This is a genomic window from Pseudomonas putida, assembly GCF_001941965.1.
GTDB lineage: Bacteria > Pseudomonadota > Gammaproteobacteria > Pseudomonadales > Pseudomonadaceae > Aquipseudomonas > Aquipseudomonas putida_L.
On record NZ_MKZO01000025.1, the window covers coordinates 1 to 16,927 of the forward strand.

The following is a 16,927-nucleotide window of genomic DNA, read 5'->3' on the forward strand; positions in this document are numbered from 1 at the left end:
AGCATTGGAACCACCTGATCCCATCCCGAACTCAGCAGTGAAACGATGCATCGCCGATGGTAGTGTGGAGCTTCTCCATGTGAGAGTAGGTCATCGTCAAGATTCAATTCCGAAACCCCTATCTGCGAATGCAGGTAGGGGTTTTGTCTTTTCCGGCCCGAAAAGGCAAAAAAACACGGGGCCTTGAGGGCCCCGTGAGATTTATACGAATGCCTGGGGCGCAACGCCTCGTGGCAGACGGCAACGATCGGGAAGGGCGGCCAGGCGGGTGCGCCAGTTGGCCCTGAAGCAGAAGGCGGCGGCTTTCGCTTGTACCTGACTCACCTGGCGCTGCTTGCGCAGTTCAGCCAGGGACGGTGCTTTCCTCACCGGCGCGGCCTCCACCTTGGCCAGCGAGCGCTGGCACGATTTGCAATCCACTTCGGCTTCTACCGCGCTGACGCTCAGGCTGTTACCGACGCGACCACAGGCGACGCTGTCGCCATTCGTTGAGTAATGCATTACCAAAACAGTACATCTCCATGCTGCGGAACAAAAAAGCCGGGCATTTTCTCACAGCCGGGCGACGAGATGCCGCGTCCCGTCGGTCTGTACTCATCTTGTTGCAATTGCCAGCGCGGCCTCGGCACAGATAGAATTGATAGCAATTCTTACTTACATTAATGCCGTCCCTTCAGCCGGCGCCCAGTGGTCTCTATGTCGTTGACTGATCGCGCCTCCCATCCGCATATCGAATCCCTGTATTGCGAGCATCACGGTTGGCTGCATGGCTGGCTGCAGCGCAAGCTGGGCAACACCTGCGATGCTGCTGACCTGGCCCACGATACGTTCATTCGCCTCCTGGTCAGACCGACGCGCAGCTTCGGCAGCGAGCCCCGGGCCTTGCTGACCCATATCGCCAAAGGCCTGGTGGTCGACCGCTGGCGACGCCAGGATGTCGAACGCGCCTACCTGGAAAGCATTGCCCACTTGCCCGAGGCGGAAGTGCCGTCGCCGGAAACCCGCTGGCTGATCCTCGAAGCGCTGCAGCGCATCGACGCCATGCTGCGCGAAATGCCCGGGCGCACGCGCCAGACTTTCCTTCTCTCGCAGATCGACGGCCTGACCTATCAGCAGATTGCCGACCAGCTCGGCGTATCGCTGATCACGGTCAAACGCGATATGCGCGACGCCTTCATCGCCTGCCTGAGCGTCGCCTGATGAGTCCCAACATCGACCCGCTGATCCTCGGCGAAGCGGCCGACTGGCTGGTGCAATTGCAATCCGGCGCCGCGACCGAGGCGGACCACCGTGCCATCCAGTTGTGGCGCAACCGCAGCCCGCAACATGCCCTTGCCTGGCAACGTGCCGAAGCCCTGCTCGGTGATCTGCGCGCGGTCCCCGGCAGTCTTGCCAGCGAGACCTTCCAGCGCCTGAACACCAGCAAGCGTATGGGTCGCCGCCAGGCCCTGCACCGCCTTGGCCTGTTCCTGCTGGCAGGACCTGCATTGTGGATGGCCTATCGCGAACTTCCCTGGCAGCAGTGGAGTGCCGACCAGCGCACCGCCACTGGTGAGCAGAAAAACCTCGTCCTGCCGGATGGCACGCAGCTGCTGATCAACACCGGCAGTGCCGTGAACATCGTCTTCGATGCCCGGCAGCGGCGGATCAAGCTGCTGGAGGGCGAAATCCTGATCACTACGGCCAAGGACCCGGTTCGCTCCTTTATCGTCGAAACCTGCCACGGCACTGCACGTGCGCTGGGCACCCGCTTCAGTGTCCGGGTCGATGGACAGCACAGTCAGGTGGTCGTCACCGAAGGTGCCGTGGAAATGCGCCCGGCCCACGCTGACAAGTCGCTGATCGTCAACGCGGGGGAACAAAGCACCTTCAGCAGCGAAGCGCTTGCCGCGGCGCAGCCCCTGGACGCCGCCACCCTCAGTTGGGAACACGGCATGCTGCTCGCGCGCAACATGCGCCTGGACGATCTGCTCTCCGAGCTTGGCCGCTACCGCTCCGGCGTGCTGCGTTGCCACGACGAGGTCGCCGGGATGACCGTCTCCGGTGCCTTCCCCCTGAAAGACACCGACGCCAGCCTGCGCCTGCTCCAGGACACCCTGCCGATCCGCATCAGCAGCCTGACCCGTTACTGGGTGGCGATCGAGCCGCGCTGAAATAAATCGCGATTGGCCTGATACCTTTTTCCAGCTCCTTCGGTGAGGAAGTGAATCCTCACTTTTCCTTTTGCCGACAGGAGCTTTGCATGACGTCCAGGCCGTTGCAGTCCGTTTCCCGAATCAGCCCTCCACGTGTTGCCATGAAGGCGCTGAGCCTGGCTGTCGCCCTGGCGGCCCTGATCCCTGCCTACAGCGTTACCGCCGCTGAAGCGCAGCAGAACAGCGTCACTTGCAGCTACAGCATCGCCCCGGGTGCGTTGGGTGATGTCCTGGCCCAGTTCGCCGTGATGTCCGGCGTGCCCCTGTCCTTCGATGCCAAGCTGCTTAACGACCGGCACAGCGCCGGCCTGCAAGGCAGCTACAGCGTGGAAGGCGGATTCGCACAACTGCTGCAGGGCAGCGGCTACGTTCTGCAAAGCCTCGGCAGTAACGGCTATACCCTGGCTCCGGCCGCCAGCGACGGTGTACTGCAACTGGACGCCACCAACGTCAATGCTTCCACCGGCTTCGCCGACGATACCTATGCCGGTGGTCAAGTGGCCCGTACCGCGCATCTCGGTGTACTGGGCAACCGCTCGATCAACGACGTGCCCTTCAGCGTCGTCAGCTACACCTCGAAGGCCATCGCCGATCAGCAGGCCCGCACCGTTGGCGACGTCCTGCTCAATGATGCCGCCGTGCGCCAGTCGGCCGGCTTCGGCAACTTCTCCCAGGTCTTCACCATCCGCGGCCTGCCGCTGCAGAGCGACGACATTTCCTTCAATGGGCTTTACGGCGTTCTGCCCCGGCAGATCATCAATACCGAGGCGGTCGAGCGGGTCGAGCTGTTCAAGGGCCCCAATGCCTTTATCAACGGCGTAGCCCCACAGGGCAGCGGTATTGGCGGCAGCGTCAACCTGGTGCCCAAGCGCGCCGAGGACACCCCGACCCGCAGCGTGACCCTGGACTACACCAGCGACACCCAGGCTGGCGGACACCTTGATCTCGGCCAGCGCTTCGGTGAGGACAACCGTTTCGGTGCGCGGATCAACCTGGCCCAGCGCGGAGGAGAAACCGCCATCGATGACGAGAAAAAACGGACCTCGCTGATTGCCGTCGGCCTCGACTACCGCGGCGAGCGCCTGCGCCTGTCCACCGACTTCGGCTACCAGAAGCAGCGCATCGACAACGGCCGTGCGGTGGTCTACCCCAATGGCACCAAGGTTCCCCATGCGCCCTCGGCGAAGAACAACTACGCCCAGGACTGGAGCTGGTCGGAGCTGGAAGACACCTACGGCATGCTCAACGGCGAGTACGACCTCAACGACAACTGGACGGCCTACGCCGGCATTGGCGCCAAGCACACCCGGGAGAACGGTATCTATTCCTCGCTGTACGTGGGCAACGACGGCAGCGGTCGTACGGGCTTTCTCTATCCGCCCCATGACGAAGACAACAAGAGCGCGGTCGCCGGCCTCAATGGTCGTTTCAACACCGGCTCGGTCAGCCACCAGATGAACCTGGGCCTGTCCGGCATGTGGGGCGAGCAGCGTTCGGCGTACGAGGCGATCCTGGTGGCCAATCGCCCGGTGGGCAACCTGTACGACCCGATCCCGGTGCCGCGTCCGACCAATACCTATTTCGGCAGTGATATCCACGACCCGCGTATCGTCGGCAAGAACCGCATCAAGAGTGTCGCCCTGTCCGACACCTTCGGCTTTATCGACGACCGCGTACTGCTGACCCTCGGCGTGCGTCGCCAGACCCTCGAGGTCGATGCCTGGAACACCGCCACCGGGGCGCGCAACAGCAACTATTCCGAATCCATCACCACTCCGGTCTACGGCCTGGTGCTCAAGCCGTGGGAGCATGTGTCGTTCTATGCCAACCGCATCGAAGGCCTGGCCCAGGGCCCGACCGCGCCGCTGACCAACGTCACCAACCCTGGCGAGGTCTTCCCGCCCAAGCGCAGCAAGCAGACCGAGGCCGGGGTCAAGCTGGACTGGGACAGCTACGGCGCAACCCTCGGCGTGTACCGTATCGAGCAGCCCAACAACTCCACCAGCTACACCCCGGGTGTGGCTCTGGGGACCTTCAATGTCGATGGTGAGCAGATCAACAAGGGCGTCGAGCTGAATGTCTTCGGCGAGCCGCTGGAGGGCCTGCGGGTGCTGGCTGGTGCAACCTGGATGGACACCGAGCAGAAGAACACGGCCAATGGCGCCACCGATGGCAACCGCGCCGCCGGCGTCCCGCGCTTCCAGTTCAACCTCGGTGGCGAATGGGATGTGCCGGGTATCCAAGACGCCGCGCTCAGCGGACGCTTGCTGCGCACGGGCGGTGAATACGTGAATGCGGCGAATACCTTGAGCATTCCGGCCTGGACCCGGGTCGATCTCGGCGCCCGCTATGGCTTCAAGGCGGACGACAAGTACATCACCCTGCGCGCCAATGTGGAGAACGTGGCGAACAAGGCGTACTGGGCGTCGGCGTCGACGGCGAACAACTACCTGACCCAAGGTGAGCCGCGGACCGTGAAGCTATCGGCAACCGTGGATTTCTGAACGATCCGCTGACCCTGTGGGAGCTGGCTTGCCAGCGATAGGGCCCTATCTGACACAGATGTTGTCAGTGTTGGCCTCATCGCTGGCAAGCCAGCTCCCACAGGGTTTTGTGTCAACCAGAATATCTCAGAATCCAGCGCTGATCGAAGCCACCACCGAAGCCGGCTCTCCCGCATAATTCCCCGAACTGGCAATCGTCTCGATGTAATCCCGATCCAGCACATTGCGCGCATTCAACGACACCCGCAGGTGCTCGTTGATGTCATAGAACAGGCTCATGTCCACCCGCGCATACCCACCCGTGCTGTAGCTGTTGGCCAGGTCGCCATAGCGCTTGCCGGCAAAGAACACCCCGGCACCGGCGCCCAACCCGCGCCAAGGCCCTTCCTGCAATTGATAGGTCGACCACAACGACCCGCTCACCACCGGCACCCCCTCCAGTCGATTGCCTTCCTCCAGCCGGGTGTCCTTCACCAGCTTCGCATCCAGCAATGCGATGTTTCCGATAACGTTCCAGCCATCCTGTAGTTCGCCGCTGACATCCAGCTCCACCCCGCGCACCCGCTGTTCACCCGTCTGGATCGAGTAACTGCTGTCCAGCGGATCGGTAGTGGACAGGTTCTCACGACGAATCTCGAAGGCCGACAGGGTGGCCGCCAGCCGCTCAGGAATCAGCTCGTACTTGGCGCCAATCTCGTACTGCTCGCCCGTCTCCGGATCGATCACGCTGCCATCCCGGGTCAGGCGATTCTGTGGGGCGAAGGAGGTGCTGTAGCTGGCATACAGGGCCAATCTCTCACTGGGCTGCCAGACAATTCCCGCCCGGGGCGAAGTGTCCGACGGATCGATATGGATATCGCTGTAGCTGCCACTGGCGGTGTAGTTGCGGTTGCGCTGGGTGACCTGGTCCCAGCGCACGCCGAGCAACAGCTTCCACTGTTCCGTCAGGTCGATCTGATCCTGCAGATACACGCCGTAGCTTTCCTGATCGAAGCGCGAGTCCTCGCCGAAGGTGAACGGCCCCGGCTGCGCGCCGTACACCGGGTTCCAGATATCGATGGAGGCCACGGAGGCCCGCAGCATGGTCACGGCGCGGCGCCCCTTGACCGTTTCCACGCCACCCAGCAGTTGATGGTGCAACCCGGCCGTGTCGAAGCGGGCGACGGCTTCGAACTGGGCACTGAGGGAGCGCGCGGTTTCGTCGAAGTCGGTAGCGCGCCGCACCAGGGTGCGGCCGTCGGCCTGCAAGGTGCGCTGGGAGATATTCAGCATGGTCTTGTTCGACTCGTCCCAGCGGGTAATCTGGCGCAGGGTCAGCCAGTCGTTGAGGTCGTGCTCCAGGCGAAACCAGGCGGCGCGCTTGTCGCTGTCGCTGTGGGACCACGGCTCCTCGAGAAAAACCTTGTGCCGTGAATCGACCCGATCGCCGATCACTTGTAGTCCGCGGTCGTAGGGCGCGTCGGTCTCGGTGTATTCCAGGCCCATGTCCAGGCGCGTGCTGTCGTCCGGGTTCCAGGACAGGGAAGGGGCGAAGTGACGGCGATGACTGTCACGGAAATGATCGCGGAAACTGCCCTCGGTCTGGTAGGCCATGGCCAGGCTTCCTGCCAGACCGTGCTCTGCGGACAGCGGGCCGCTGAGCCAGGCCTGGCCGCGCTGATAGTCGAAGGAGCCGGCTTGCAGCTTGACCTGCGCCTCGGGCGTCAGCGTCGGCCGGCGGGTCACGATATTGATCAGCCCACCCGGATTACCCCGCCCGTACAGTACCGAGGCCGGGCCCTTGAGCACTTCGATGCGCTCGACGCCGACCAGGTCGGTGAGGATCTCCGGGCGCACCGCCAGGGAGTTGGTGAGGATCCCGTCGATGGCATAGGTGGTGCCCTGGAAGCCGCGCACGATAAAGCTTTCGACGCTGCCGCCATGGGTATTGCCGCGCTGGATGCTGCTGACGTTGCTCAGGGCGTCGGCCATGCTGTTGGCCTGCTGGTCCTCCAGGACCTGGCGCGGCACCACCTGGATCGACTGCGGGATATCGCGAAGGGCGGCGTCGGTCTTGGTCCCGACCGTGCTGTGCGAGGCCGTGTAGCCGGTCAACGGGCCGATGGCCGAGTGCTGCACACCGTGCAGGCCGGAGATGGTCGTCGCGTCCAGTTGCAGCGCCGAAGATGTGGCGCGCGAGCGCAGGATCCAGGTATTGCCCGTCTGTGGTACGGCCTCCAGCGACGTGCCCCGCAATAATTGCTCGAAGCCCTGGGCGATGCTCCAGTCGCCTTGCAGGCCAGGGCTGCGCAGGTCGCCGAGCATGGCCGGATCGAGGGGTAGGTTGACTCCGGCGCGGGCGGCGAAGGCAGCCAGGGTTTCGCTTAACGGGCCGGCAGCGATGGCATAGCGCTGGGTGCCTTCGGCCAGGGCCAGGGGCGCGGCCAGCAGGCTGCCACCCGTCAGCAGCGGTGTGGCGATGGCCCGGGCGAGCAGGGCCAGGCGGAACAGGGAAGAAGTCGGAACGGGCTTGCGCATGGGGGATTCCTGATCGCGAAAAATGACGGTTTCAGGAAGAGGACACCCCGCTCCGGAAAAACCCGACACGGTTTTTTCAGGCGGCTACCAGGGTGACCCAATAGCGTGTCATGTACTGCACCCGCACGGGGAAGGCCAGGGCGAGGGCGGCGAGGGCGGCATCCGTATCAGCCAGCTGGAAGGCCCCGGAAATCCGCAGCTCCGCCAGCTCCGGTGCACAGCGGATCCAGCCATGGCGGTAGCGGTTCAGTTCCTCGGCGAAATCTGACAGACGCATCCTTTCCACGCGCAGGACGCCATCGGTCCAGTCCATCGATTTCACCGGCGTGGTCAGCTTCGTCACTTGCCGTGCGGTCAGTGTCGCCTGTTCGCCGGCGGCAATGCGCAGCCCGCCGTGGCTGGCCTCTCGCGGAGTGGCCATTACCGCGCCTTCGATCACCTTCAACAGCTCGTTCCCGGCCTGCTGGTGCACCGAGAACTGCGTGCCCAGCGGACGGAACGAACCATGGTCGGAGGTCAGCAGGAAAGGCCGGGGATCGCCGGCGGTCTTCACGAAGACTTCGCCACGGCGTAGTCGCACGCTGCGTATGTCCGCGTTGAAATGGATATCGACGGCGCTGTCGGTATTCAGGTGCAGTTCAGTGCCATCGGGCAGGCTGATGCGCCGGCGTTCGCCGACCCCGGTGCTGGCGTCGGCCATCAAGGTGTCGAAGGTGCCGCTGCGCGAAAGCGTCAGGCCCAGCGCGCCCAGCACCACCAACGAGGTCAGGGCCTTGAGCGCGGTCCGCCGGTCCAGGCTGGCGGGGCGTTGCAGGGTGGAACGGCCGATGGCGGTCGGTATGCAGCGCACCTGGCTGCTGAAGCGGCTCGCCAGTTGCCAGGCGCGTTCGTGCTCGCTATTTGCGGCTCGCCAGCGGGCGCAGTCCGCGTGTGCCTGCGGGTCGGCATCGGCTGCTTGCAGACGCATGAACCAGTGCGCGGCCTCGTGGGCAATTTCCCGGGAAATGGGCGCAGCGCTCATGCCCATCCACCCGATGCCAGCACGATGCACTCCGCGTAGGCCTGCACCAGCCAGCGCTGCACCGAGCGCACATTGACCGCCATCAGCACGGCGATTTCCTCTTGGGTATGGCCCTCGATCTGCGACAGCAGGAAGGCCTGGCGGGCCTTGCGCGAAAGACGTGCCAGCACCTGCTCCACTGCATTCAGCGCTTCGAGGATCGCCGCATGGTGCTCGGCACTCGGGGCCTCTTCCTCCGGCAGCGTTGCCAGTGCCTCCAGATACGCCCGCTCCAGCGAGCGCCGGCGGTAGAGGTTGGCCAGCAGGCGCCTGGCGATGGTCGCCAGGTAGGCCCGGGGTTCACGCAAGCGCGGCTCGGGCTGTGGTGCGCAGAGCAGGCGCACGAAGGTGTCCTGGCTCAGGTCCGCCGCATCGCAATGGTTTTGCACGCGGCGCTGCAGCCAACCGAGCAGCCAGGCGTGATGGCTGCGGTAGAGCTGTTGCACGGGAGCGTGATGCGGTGGTGGTGGCATAGGGCAGGGCTGGAACTGCTATTTGAGAATGGGTTGCATTCTATGGTCTTGCCGGGAACGCTGGCAATGACCTGTTGCGGCCTTGCCCTGGCGGACGATGTTTATCCCCGGGACCGTTACCGGGGAGGCGGTCCCCACGAAAATCCCCTTTTCGCCACTGTCTTGCGGAATCGTCCTACGGCCCGTCCAAGGGCATACGGCTTACCCTGTTCGCCCGAATGAACGCCGCCAGTGCGTCATCTCCAACAGGAAGCCGTATGGACACCAACGCAGTCGCTCCCACCCTTGGCACCCGGCTCAAGCGCGGGTTGCTGGAGGTCTTCGTCGATGGCGACGCGGACTCGGCGCAAGCCCTGTTCGGCATCGCCGAGCGGCACAATCCCCGGCGCGCGTTCCTCTTCGTTTCCCGGGTGCTGGGTCGGCATGTTCCGGTACGGCCCGCAGTCATGGCGGCCAGTTTCGAACGCCTGGCGGCGGGGATTCCCACCGACCTGCCCGGTCCGGTGCTGGTCCTGGGCCTGGCGGAAACTGCCGTCGGGCTCGGTGCCGGCGTGCACCGTGCCTACAGCAAGCGCCGTGGCGACAGCGTCTATCTTGTCACTACCCGGTACCCGTTGGGTGGCGAACTGCTCTGTCGTTTCGAGGAGGAGCACAGCCACGCCAGCGCCCACCTTATCCACCTGCCCGATGACCCGGGGCTTCGCGAAGCGGTACTGTCCGCCCGTTCGCTGATCCTGGTGGATGACGAAATCTCCACCGGCAAGACCTTCGTCAACCTGCACCGGGCCCTGGTCGGCGCCGGCCTGTCACGGATCAAGCGGGTGGTCACCTGCGTACTGACGGACTGGTCCGCAGGGGCGGTTGGCGATGCGATCGGCGGAGGGGTGAGCAGCGTCTCGCTGGTAAAGGGCGCATACCGTTTCCATGAAGATCCGGCGGCTGCCTTGCCGGACATGCCCGAGGTCGCTGCGGTGTCCGTGGGTGAGTGGCCCATCGACCCGCGCAACGACTGGGGGCGCCTGGGCGTGCGCCATGTCGACGACAGCCTGGCGCCGGGCCTGCAGGTCCAGGCTGGCGAGAAAGTCCTGGTGCTCGGTACCGGCGAGTTCGTCTGGCGCCCCTTCCTGCTGGCCGAGCGCCTGGAGCGGGCGGGAGCCGAGGTGCATTTCAGCGCGACCAGTCGTTCGCCGATCGCCCTGGGGCATGCCATCGGGCATGCGCTGTCGTTCCCGGACAACTATGGCCAGGGGATTCCCAACTTCCTCTACAACGTGCGCCCCGGTCAGTTCGACCGGGTCCTGCTGTGCAGCGAAACGCCTGCTGCGGCGGTATCCGTCGAGCTGGTCGGGTTGCTGGGCGCCGAGGTGATCGTCGATGGTCACTGAGCGCCCGCTGATATTCGTCGACCTCGACGACACCCTGTTCCAGACCGCCCGCAAGATGCCCGAAGGCGAGCCACGGATTGTCGCCAGCCTGGATGTGCAGGGGCAGCCCAACGGTTTCATGAATCCGGTACAGGACCAGTGGGTTCGCTGGTTGCTGTCCTGCGCCGATGTCGTGCCGGTCACTGCCCGCAGCAGCGAAGCCTTCAGCCGGGTCAGGCTGCCGTTTCGTCACGGCGCGATCTGCTCCCACGGCGGCAGCCTGCTGCATTCCGATGGTTCGCTGGACCGCGATTGGCATGCCCAGATGTGCGATGCCCTGGGCGATGTACAGGCGCGCTTGTCGGTGCTGAGCCAGGCCTTGCTGGACATCGGCGAGGAACTGGGCCACTCGCTGCGCAGTTGGGTGGTGGGGGAGGCCGGCCTGCGTCACTACCTGGTGACCAAGCACAACGGCAGCGACGATACCGTGCTCGCCGAGGTGCTGGCCCGTGCCCGGGCACGAGGTCTGCTGGACGGCCTGCTGGTCCATGCCAACGGCAACAACCTGGCATTCCTGCCCAAGGGCCTGGGCAAGCGCCTGGCGGTTGCCGAGTGGTTACGCCGCGCGTGCGCCTGCCACGGTGATCGTCCCGTCATGGGCATCGGTGACAGCATCACCGACCTCGGCTTCATGGACCTCTGTCATTTCTGGGCGACACCAGCACGCAGCCAGTTGGCCCAGGCAGTGGAGGATCTGCTCGGTGACTGAAGCCATCGCTTCCCTCGAAACCGTCGGTAGCGGCAGCTATGCCCGCGATGACGTGCATGTCCTGCTGCGACCGGTATGCCTGCCGGTGACCGACGTCCGGGAAAAGGAACGCCTGATCCAGACCAACCGCAAGCACTATTCGGAAATGATCGGCCAGGAGCTGGCGCCCGGTGAGCTGCACCAGCAGCTGTACGTGAGCGCGCTGGCGCGCAATGGTGCACGCATGGCCGCCGAGGTCCAGGGGCTGGCGTTGGCCCTGGCCCCGGATTGCGTTGGTCCGGCCATCGTCCTGGTGTCCCTGGTCCGCGCCGGCCTGCCCCTGGGTGTGTTGCTGCGCCGGGCATTGCTGGACCTGGGACGCGAGGTGCATCACTACGGCATCAGCATCGTCCGTGACCGGGGTATCGACCAGGTAGCGCTAGAGGCCATCGTCCTGGCGCATGGTGCTGAAAATATCGTCTTCGTCGACGGCTGGACCGGCAAGGGCGCGATTGCCGGTGAGCTGGAGCGCAGCCTCGCGGGCGATCCGCGCTTCCCCGGCAGGCCGCGCCTGGTGGTGCTCGCCGACCCTTGCGGACGCGCCTGGATGGCGGCTTCGGCCGAGGATTGGGTGATTCCTTCCGGCCTGCTCGGGGCCACGGTATCCGGACTGTTGTCGCGCTCGATCTGGCCCGCTGCCGGGGGCCTGCATGGCTGCCTGATGTACGAGCACCTGCGTGGACATGACGTCACCCGGGCATTCATCGAGCGCATCGAATCGGAGCGCCATAGTCTCGGTGCCATCCAGCGGGCCCGGCCTTGGACCCACGCGCAGCGCGAAGCCCAGCAGGCGGCGGCTGACACGGTGGTATCCAGCTGTTCCGAACGCTTTCGCATCGACAACCCGAACCGGGTGAAGCCCGGTATCGCCGAGGCGACCCGGGCCGTCTTGCGGCGTGTCCCCGAGCGGGTGTTGGTGCGTGATCGCCGCGACCCCGACGTTCAGTTGCTCCTGCACCTGGCCCGCAGCCTGGATGTGGCAGTCGAGGAGACGGGTACCGAACTGGGGCCGTACCGCGCACTGACCCTGATCCGGAGCGCGAATCGATGAGCACGATTTCGCCCTTCGCCCTGGGTGCGACCCTGTATATGCCGGCCACCCGCCGCGATCTGCTGGATGTGGTCCGTGGCCTGCGGATTCCTGGCTTGCGCTCGCTGGTCGTGTGCCTTGAGGACGCCGTGTCGGCAGGTGATGTCGAGCATGGCCTGGCCAGCCTGCGTACTCTTCTGGAGGATCTGGACGCACGGGGTGGCCGCAGTGGACATGGCCCGTTGCTGTTCGTTCGTCCGCGCGATGCGCAGATGGCTGCGCAGCTCAACGACTGGCCCCTGATGACGCATGTCGACGGTTTCGTCGTGCCCAAGCTGACCCTTGTGTCGCTGCCGGCCTGGGCCGCTGCGGTGAGCGATCCGCGGCTGTGCCTGATGCCGACCCTGGAGACTGCTGAGGTCTACCAACCGGGGGCGATGGTCGAACTCGGCCTGGCCCTGAAAAGCACGCTGGCCCAGCGCATCGTCGCCTTGCGCATCGGTGGCAACGACCTGCTGGCATGCCTCGGGCTGCGCCGCAACCCGGCGACCACGCTCTACAGCACTCCTCTGGGCTACGTGATACCGATGCTTGCCGGCGTGATGGGGGCCCAGGGCTTCGCCCTTACCGCGCCGGTGTTCGAGCAGCTCTGCTCACCTCGCCTGCTGGAAGACGAACTGGCACTGGACCTGGCCCATGGCCTGGTCGGCAAGACCGCGATCCATCCCAGCCAGATCGGCGTTATCCAGGATGCCCTGCGGGTGTCCCGCGAAGACCTCGACAGCGCGCGCCGGATAACCACCGACGCAGCCCCCGCGGTGTTCCGCCACAACGATGCCATGTGCGAGCCGGCCACCCATTGCCAATGGGCACTCAACATTCTCGAACGCGCCAGGTGGCATGGGCTCAAGCCCGGCGGCCTGTGCGGCAAGCAACAAAAAACAATGACCGACATGGAGCCTGAACATGGCACTCACCCTTAGCAAGAACCAGAGCATTTCCCTGGAAAAAACTGCCGGCAGTGGCCTGACGGCGGTCAGCCTCGGGCTGGGCTGGGACCCGGTCAAGCCGACAGGTCTCTTTTCCCGGATGCTGGGCGGCGGCACGGCCATCGACCTCGACGCGTCGTGCATTCTGCTGGACAGCGCGCTGGCGCAGGTCGATCTGGTGTGGTTCCGCCAGTTGAGCTCCCGTGACGGCGCCGTCCGTCACTCCGGTGACAACCTGACCGGAGAGGGTGACGGCGACGACGAGGTGATCCAGGTCGACCTGCAACGTCTGCCCTCCAAGGTCCAGCACCTGGTCTTCACCGTGAACAGCTTTCGCGGGCAGACCTTCGACAAGGTCGAGAATGCCTGTTGCCGCGTCGTCGACCAGAGTGGGCAGCAAGAGCTGGCGCGCTTCGACCTGGCGGAAAAAGGTGCGCATACCGGTGTCGTCATGGCCAGCCTGAGCCGTAGCGGCAGCGACTGGATCTTCACGGCCATTGGCCGCTGCACCCTTGGCCGGACCGTGGACGACCTGGTCAGCCTGGCCGTCCAGGCGGTGCGCGGATGAGCACGCTCACCCCAGGTGGCAACGTTGCCGTGACGGGCGGGCAACTGCGGGTTGCCGTGCACTTCAGCCCAGGCATCGACCTCGATTGCTCGGCCTTCGCCCTCGACGCCAGCGGCAAGGTGCGGGGTGATGACGACATGTGTTTCTACGGCCAGCCCAGCATTCTTGGCGGTGCCGTGCAGCTCGGCGCCAACGCTGCGGGCAAGGCGCAGTTCGATATCGATCTGCAACGCCTTGACCCGCAGGTAGAAAAGATCGCCCTGACCGCCACCTTTCACGAGAACAAAGGCTGTTTCGACCAGCTCGCCACGCTCGCGCTGAGCGTGACCGGTGGCATCGACGCGCAGATCCCGACCCGGGGGATGAGTGAAAGTGCATTGATCCTGGGTGAGCTGTACCGCCGTCAGGGCAACTGGAAACTGCGCTGTGTCGGGCAGGGCTTTGTCGGTGGCCTTGAGCCGCTGGCACGGCACTTTGGTGTCGATATCGCGACCCCGGCGCCAGCTCCAACTCCAACTCCAACTCCGGCCCCGACGGCAAGCGTCAGCCTGAGCAAGGTCTCCCTCGACAAGACCCGCTCCAGCATCAGCCTGGACAAGTCCCCCACCGGCTTCGGCGAGATCCGCGTCAACCTGGACTGGAAGCGCAGCCCTGGCGCTGAAAGAGCCAAGGGAGGCCTGTTTGGCGGCCTGCTGGGCAAGCGCAGCACGGCGGTCGACCTCGACCTGGGTTGCCTGTTTGAACTGCGGGACGGCTACAAGGGTGTGGTCCAGGCGCTGGGTAACAGCTTCGGCGACCTGGTTTTCGAACCCTACATCAAGTTGATGGGTGATGACCGTACCGGCTCGCTGGCGGGTGGCGAGTGGCTGCATATCAACGGCCAGAAATGGAGCGAGATCCGGCGGATCCTGATCTTCGCCTACATCTACGAGGGCGCGCCGGACTGGAAGGCCACCGACGGCGTGGTGACGCTCCACGTCCCCGGCCAGCCGGACATCGAAGTGCGCATGAACGAGGAGGGCGGGCGCCACGGCATGTGCGCGATCGCCCTGCTGGAAAACATCGATGGCGCGGCGAAGGTGTCGCGCCGGATCGATTTCCACCGGGGCCACAAGGACCTGGATCGTGCTTATGACTGGGGCATGCGCTGGACGGCCGGCTCCAAATGACAGTGACCGGGCGGGACCTGCCTGGTGCCGTCCATCGAGGAAAAACCTGAATGCTCGAATGGCTTAAAACCAATGCGGCCAAGGCCCGTGGAACCCTGGCGGCCGAAGTCGCGAAGTACCGCAACCGCACGTTCATGGAGGCCGTCGCCAACGGCTGCGCGCTGATGTCCGCAGCCGACGGCGAGATCAAGTCGCAAGAGAAGCTGAAGATGACCGGCTTCATCAAGGGCTCCGCCGAACTCAAGGTGTTCGACCTCGACGAGGTGATCGGGGTGTTCAGCGCGGCTTGCGGCAAGTTCGAATTCGACTTCCAGATCGGCCAGGCCGAGGCCCTGAAGGCTATCGGCAGGATCAAGGGCAAGGACGGCGAGGCGCGCCTGCTGGTGCGGGTGGTCTGCGCCGTCGGTGCGTCCGATGGCGACTTCGATGCGAAAGAGAAGGCGGTCGGCCGCGTGATCTGCCTGGAGCTGGGCCTGAACCCGGCCGATTTTCAATTGTAAGGAACGCCCCCCTTGGAAACGACTCTCGGTTTTCCACCGCTGACCATGGCGGTCTTCGTCGGCCTGGCGCTTGCCGCGCTGTTGCTGGACATGCTCACCCACCAGAACGACAAACCCATCACCCTCCTGCGCGCCTCGCTCTGGTCGGTGTTCTGGGTGGCCATCTCCCTGGCCTTTGCCGGCTTCCTCTACGTCCAGCACGGTGCAGAGGTGGCCAGCCTGTTCGTCACCGGCTATGCCCTGGAGAAGGTCCTCTCGGTCGACAACCTGTTCGTCTTCATGGCGATCTTCGCCTGGTTCAAGGTCCCCGACGGCCTGCGCCACCGCATCCTGTACTGGGGCATCATCGGCGCCATCGTGTTCCGTGGCGTGTTCGTCGTCATCGGTACCGGCCTGCTGGCATTCGGTCCCTGGGTCGAGATCCTCTTCGCCCTGATCGTGGCCTGGACGGCGGTGATGATGCTCAGGGGCGGTGGTGACGACGACAAGGAGGAGGACTACTCCGACCACATCGCCTGTCGCTTTGCCAGGAAGCTCTTTCCGGTCTGGCCGAAGCTCCATGGCAACAACTTCTTCGTCAGCCGCAAGACGCTCGAAGTAGAGATTCGCAAACCGGAGCACCAGGGCATGACCCTGGCCGCCAGGGGCGGTCTGTTCGCCACGCCGCTGTTCCTCTGTCTGGTGGTCGTCGAGGTGTCGGACGTGCTGTTCGCCTTCGACTCGGTACCGGCGGTGATCGCGGTCAGCCGCGAGCCGCTGATCGTCTACTCGGCGATGCTCTTCGCCATTCTCGGCCTGCGCACCCTGTACTTCGTGCTCGAAGCGCTTAAGCGCTACCTGGTCCACCTGGAAAAAGCCGTGGTCGCCTTGCTGTTCTTCATTGCCGCCAAGCTCGGCCTCAACGCCACGGACCATCTCTTCCACCACGGTATCAGCATCGACCCGAACACCAGCCTGCTGGTGGTCATGGTCGTCCTGACCCTTGGCATCCTCGCCAGCGTGATCTTCCCGCAGAAGGAAGAGTCGCCGGCCAATCCCCAGTAGCACTCATAAAGGAAACACAACATGGCTGTAAGTCTGTCCAAAGGCGGCAACGTCTCCCTCTCCAAGGAAGCACCTGGCCTGAGCGAAATCATCGTTGGCCTCGGCTGGGACCCGCGCGTCACCGACGGTACCGAGTTCGACCTCGACGCGTCGGTGTTCATCACCGGTGAAAGCGGCAAGGTCCTGAACGATGCCAGCTTCATCTTCTACAACAACAAGCTCTCCGCCGACGGCTCCGTCGAGCATCAAGGCGACAACCGCTCCGGCCAGGGCGAAGGTGACGACGAGCAGGTCAACGTCAAGCTCACCGGGCTGGCGGCCGAAGTGAAGAAACTGGTATTCGCCGTCACCATCCACGACGCCGAGGCGCGCAAGCAGTCCTTCGGCCAGGTGAGCAACGCCTACATTCGCGTGGTGAACAAGGCGGATGGCAAGGAAATCGCCCGCTACGACCTGTCCGAAGACGCCTCCACCGAGACCGCGATGATCTTCGGCGAGCTCTACCGGCACAACGACGAGTTCAAGTTCAAGGCGATCGGCCAGGGCTTTGCCGGCGGTCTCAAGCCGCTGGCCGAAGCGTACGGGGTGAGTATCGGCTAAGCCGTATTCGTCCTGTTGGCGAGCCCCGAATGTCCGGGGCTCTGCTTTACTTTCTCCCGCAACCTTTACCGCCTGTCGTGACTTCCCACGATGCAATGGAACTTAC

At 64.5% G+C, this 16,927-nt stretch carries 16 protein-coding genes and 1 rRNA gene; 13 read left to right on the plus strand and 4 right to left on the minus strand.

The window, feature by feature from the left end; translation table 11 throughout:
* Nucleotides 1-102: ribosomal RNA gene (rrf, locus tag PSEMO_RS14335) — 5S ribosomal RNA — on the plus strand; the annotation flags it as partial.
* A 99-nt stretch (nt 103-201) separates the two neighbouring features.
* Here the strand turns inward: rrf and PSEMO_RS14340 are convergent.
* Complete coding sequence (locus PSEMO_RS14340) at nt 202-501, minus strand: hypothetical protein (RefSeq protein ID WP_081430261.1); 300 nt, start codon at nt 499-501, stop codon at nt 202-204.
* 195 nt (nt 502-696) lie between these two features.
* Here PSEMO_RS14340 and PSEMO_RS14345 point away from each other — a divergent pair, with 195 nt between their 5' ends.
* From PSEMO_RS14345 to PSEMO_RS14355, 3 genes are all read left to right on the plus strand, one after another.
* Nucleotides 697-1,200, plus strand: a complete 504-nt coding sequence (locus PSEMO_RS14345; RefSeq protein ID WP_075803658.1) for a sigma-70 family RNA polymerase sigma factor — start codon at nt 697-699, stop codon at nt 1,198-1,200.
* Nucleotides 1,200-2,153, plus strand: coding sequence for a FecR domain-containing protein (locus PSEMO_RS14350; protein ID WP_075803659.1), 954 nt, complete (start codon nt 1,200-1,202; stop codon nt 2,151-2,153). The genes PSEMO_RS14345 and PSEMO_RS14350 overlap by 1 nt, the downstream gene beginning before the upstream one ends.
* A gap of 89 nt (nt 2,154-2,242) precedes the next feature.
* Nucleotides 2,243-4,699, plus strand: coding sequence for a TonB-dependent receptor (locus PSEMO_RS14355; protein WP_075803660.1), 2,457 nt, complete (start codon nt 2,243-2,245; stop codon nt 4,697-4,699).
* Between the two features lie 126 nt (nt 4,700-4,825).
* Here the strand turns inward: PSEMO_RS14355 and PSEMO_RS14360 are convergent, their stop codons facing one another.
* From PSEMO_RS14360 to PSEMO_RS14370, 3 genes are all read right to left on the minus strand, one after another.
* Nucleotides 4,826-7,216 carry a TonB-dependent siderophore receptor gene (locus PSEMO_RS14360; RefSeq protein ID WP_075803661.1) on the minus strand — a complete coding sequence of 797 codons (2,391 nt, stop codon included), beginning with the start codon at nt 7,214-7,216 and terminating at the stop codon, nt 4,826-4,828.
* A 76-nt stretch (nt 7,217-7,292) separates the two neighbouring features.
* Nucleotides 7,293-8,237, minus strand: a complete 945-nt coding sequence (locus PSEMO_RS14365) for a FecR domain-containing protein (protein WP_075803977.1) — start codon at nt 8,235-8,237, stop codon at nt 7,293-7,295.
* Nucleotides 8,234-8,749, minus strand: a complete 516-nt coding sequence (locus PSEMO_RS14370) for a sigma-70 family RNA polymerase sigma factor (RefSeq protein ID WP_075803662.1) — start codon at nt 8,747-8,749, stop codon at nt 8,234-8,236. Before PSEMO_RS14370 ends, PSEMO_RS14365 begins: the two co-directional genes overlap by 4 nt.
* A 257-nt stretch (nt 8,750-9,006) precedes the next feature.
* Between PSEMO_RS14370 and PSEMO_RS14375 the strand changes: the two genes are divergently transcribed.
* From PSEMO_RS14375 to PSEMO_RS14415, 9 genes are read left to right on the plus strand one after another with little or no spacing between them, the layout of a single operon-like run.
* Nucleotides 9,007-10,134 carry a phosphoribosyltransferase domain-containing protein gene (locus PSEMO_RS14375; RefSeq protein WP_075803663.1) on the plus strand — a complete coding sequence of 376 codons (1,128 nt, stop codon included), beginning with the start codon at nt 9,007-9,009 and terminating at the stop codon, nt 10,132-10,134.
* Entirely contained in the window at nt 10,124-10,882 is a 759-nt protein-coding gene (locus tag PSEMO_RS14380; RefSeq protein WP_075803664.1) for a trehalose phosphatase, read from the plus strand. The genes PSEMO_RS14375 and PSEMO_RS14380 overlap by 11 nt, the downstream gene beginning before the upstream one ends.
* The gene (locus PSEMO_RS14385; RefSeq protein WP_075803665.1) at nt 10,875-11,972 is read left to right on the plus strand and encodes a cysteine protease StiP domain-containing protein; all 1,098 of its coding nucleotides are present in this window, start codon (nt 10,875-10,877) and stop codon (nt 11,970-11,972) included. Before PSEMO_RS14380 ends, PSEMO_RS14385 begins: the two co-directional genes overlap by 8 nt.
* Nucleotides 11,969-12,934 (plus strand): HpcH/HpaI aldolase/citrate lyase family protein, encoded by a 966-nt coding sequence (locus tag PSEMO_RS14390; RefSeq protein WP_075803666.1) that lies wholly within the window; start codon nt 11,969-11,971, stop codon nt 12,932-12,934. The genes PSEMO_RS14385 and PSEMO_RS14390 overlap by 4 nt, the downstream gene beginning before the upstream one ends.
* Nucleotides 12,918-13,508, plus strand: coding sequence for a TerD family protein (locus PSEMO_RS14395; protein ID WP_075803667.1), 591 nt, complete (start codon nt 12,918-12,920; stop codon nt 13,506-13,508). Before PSEMO_RS14390 ends, PSEMO_RS14395 begins: the two co-directional genes overlap by 17 nt.
* The gene (locus PSEMO_RS14400) at nt 13,505-14,677 is read left to right on the plus strand and encodes a TerD family protein (RefSeq protein WP_075803668.1); all 1,173 of its coding nucleotides are present in this window, start codon (nt 13,505-13,507) and stop codon (nt 14,675-14,677) included. The genes PSEMO_RS14395 and PSEMO_RS14400 overlap by 4 nt, the downstream gene beginning before the upstream one ends.
* Before the next feature lie 50 nt (nt 14,678-14,727).
* Nucleotides 14,728-15,177 carry a tellurite resistance TerB family protein gene (locus PSEMO_RS14405; protein WP_075803669.1) on the plus strand — a complete coding sequence of 150 codons (450 nt, stop codon included), beginning with the start codon at nt 14,728-14,730 and terminating at the stop codon, nt 15,175-15,177.
* 45 nt (nt 15,178-15,222) lie between these two features.
* Nucleotides 15,223-16,221, plus strand: coding sequence for a TerC/Alx family metal homeostasis membrane protein (locus PSEMO_RS14410; protein ID WP_178392005.1), 999 nt, complete (start codon nt 15,223-15,225; stop codon nt 16,219-16,221).
* 21 nt (nt 16,222-16,242) lie between these two features.
* Nucleotides 16,243-16,821, plus strand: a complete 579-nt coding sequence (locus PSEMO_RS14415; RefSeq protein WP_075803671.1) for a TerD family protein — start codon at nt 16,243-16,245, stop codon at nt 16,819-16,821.
* Nucleotides 16,822-16,927: the final 106 nt, after the last annotated feature.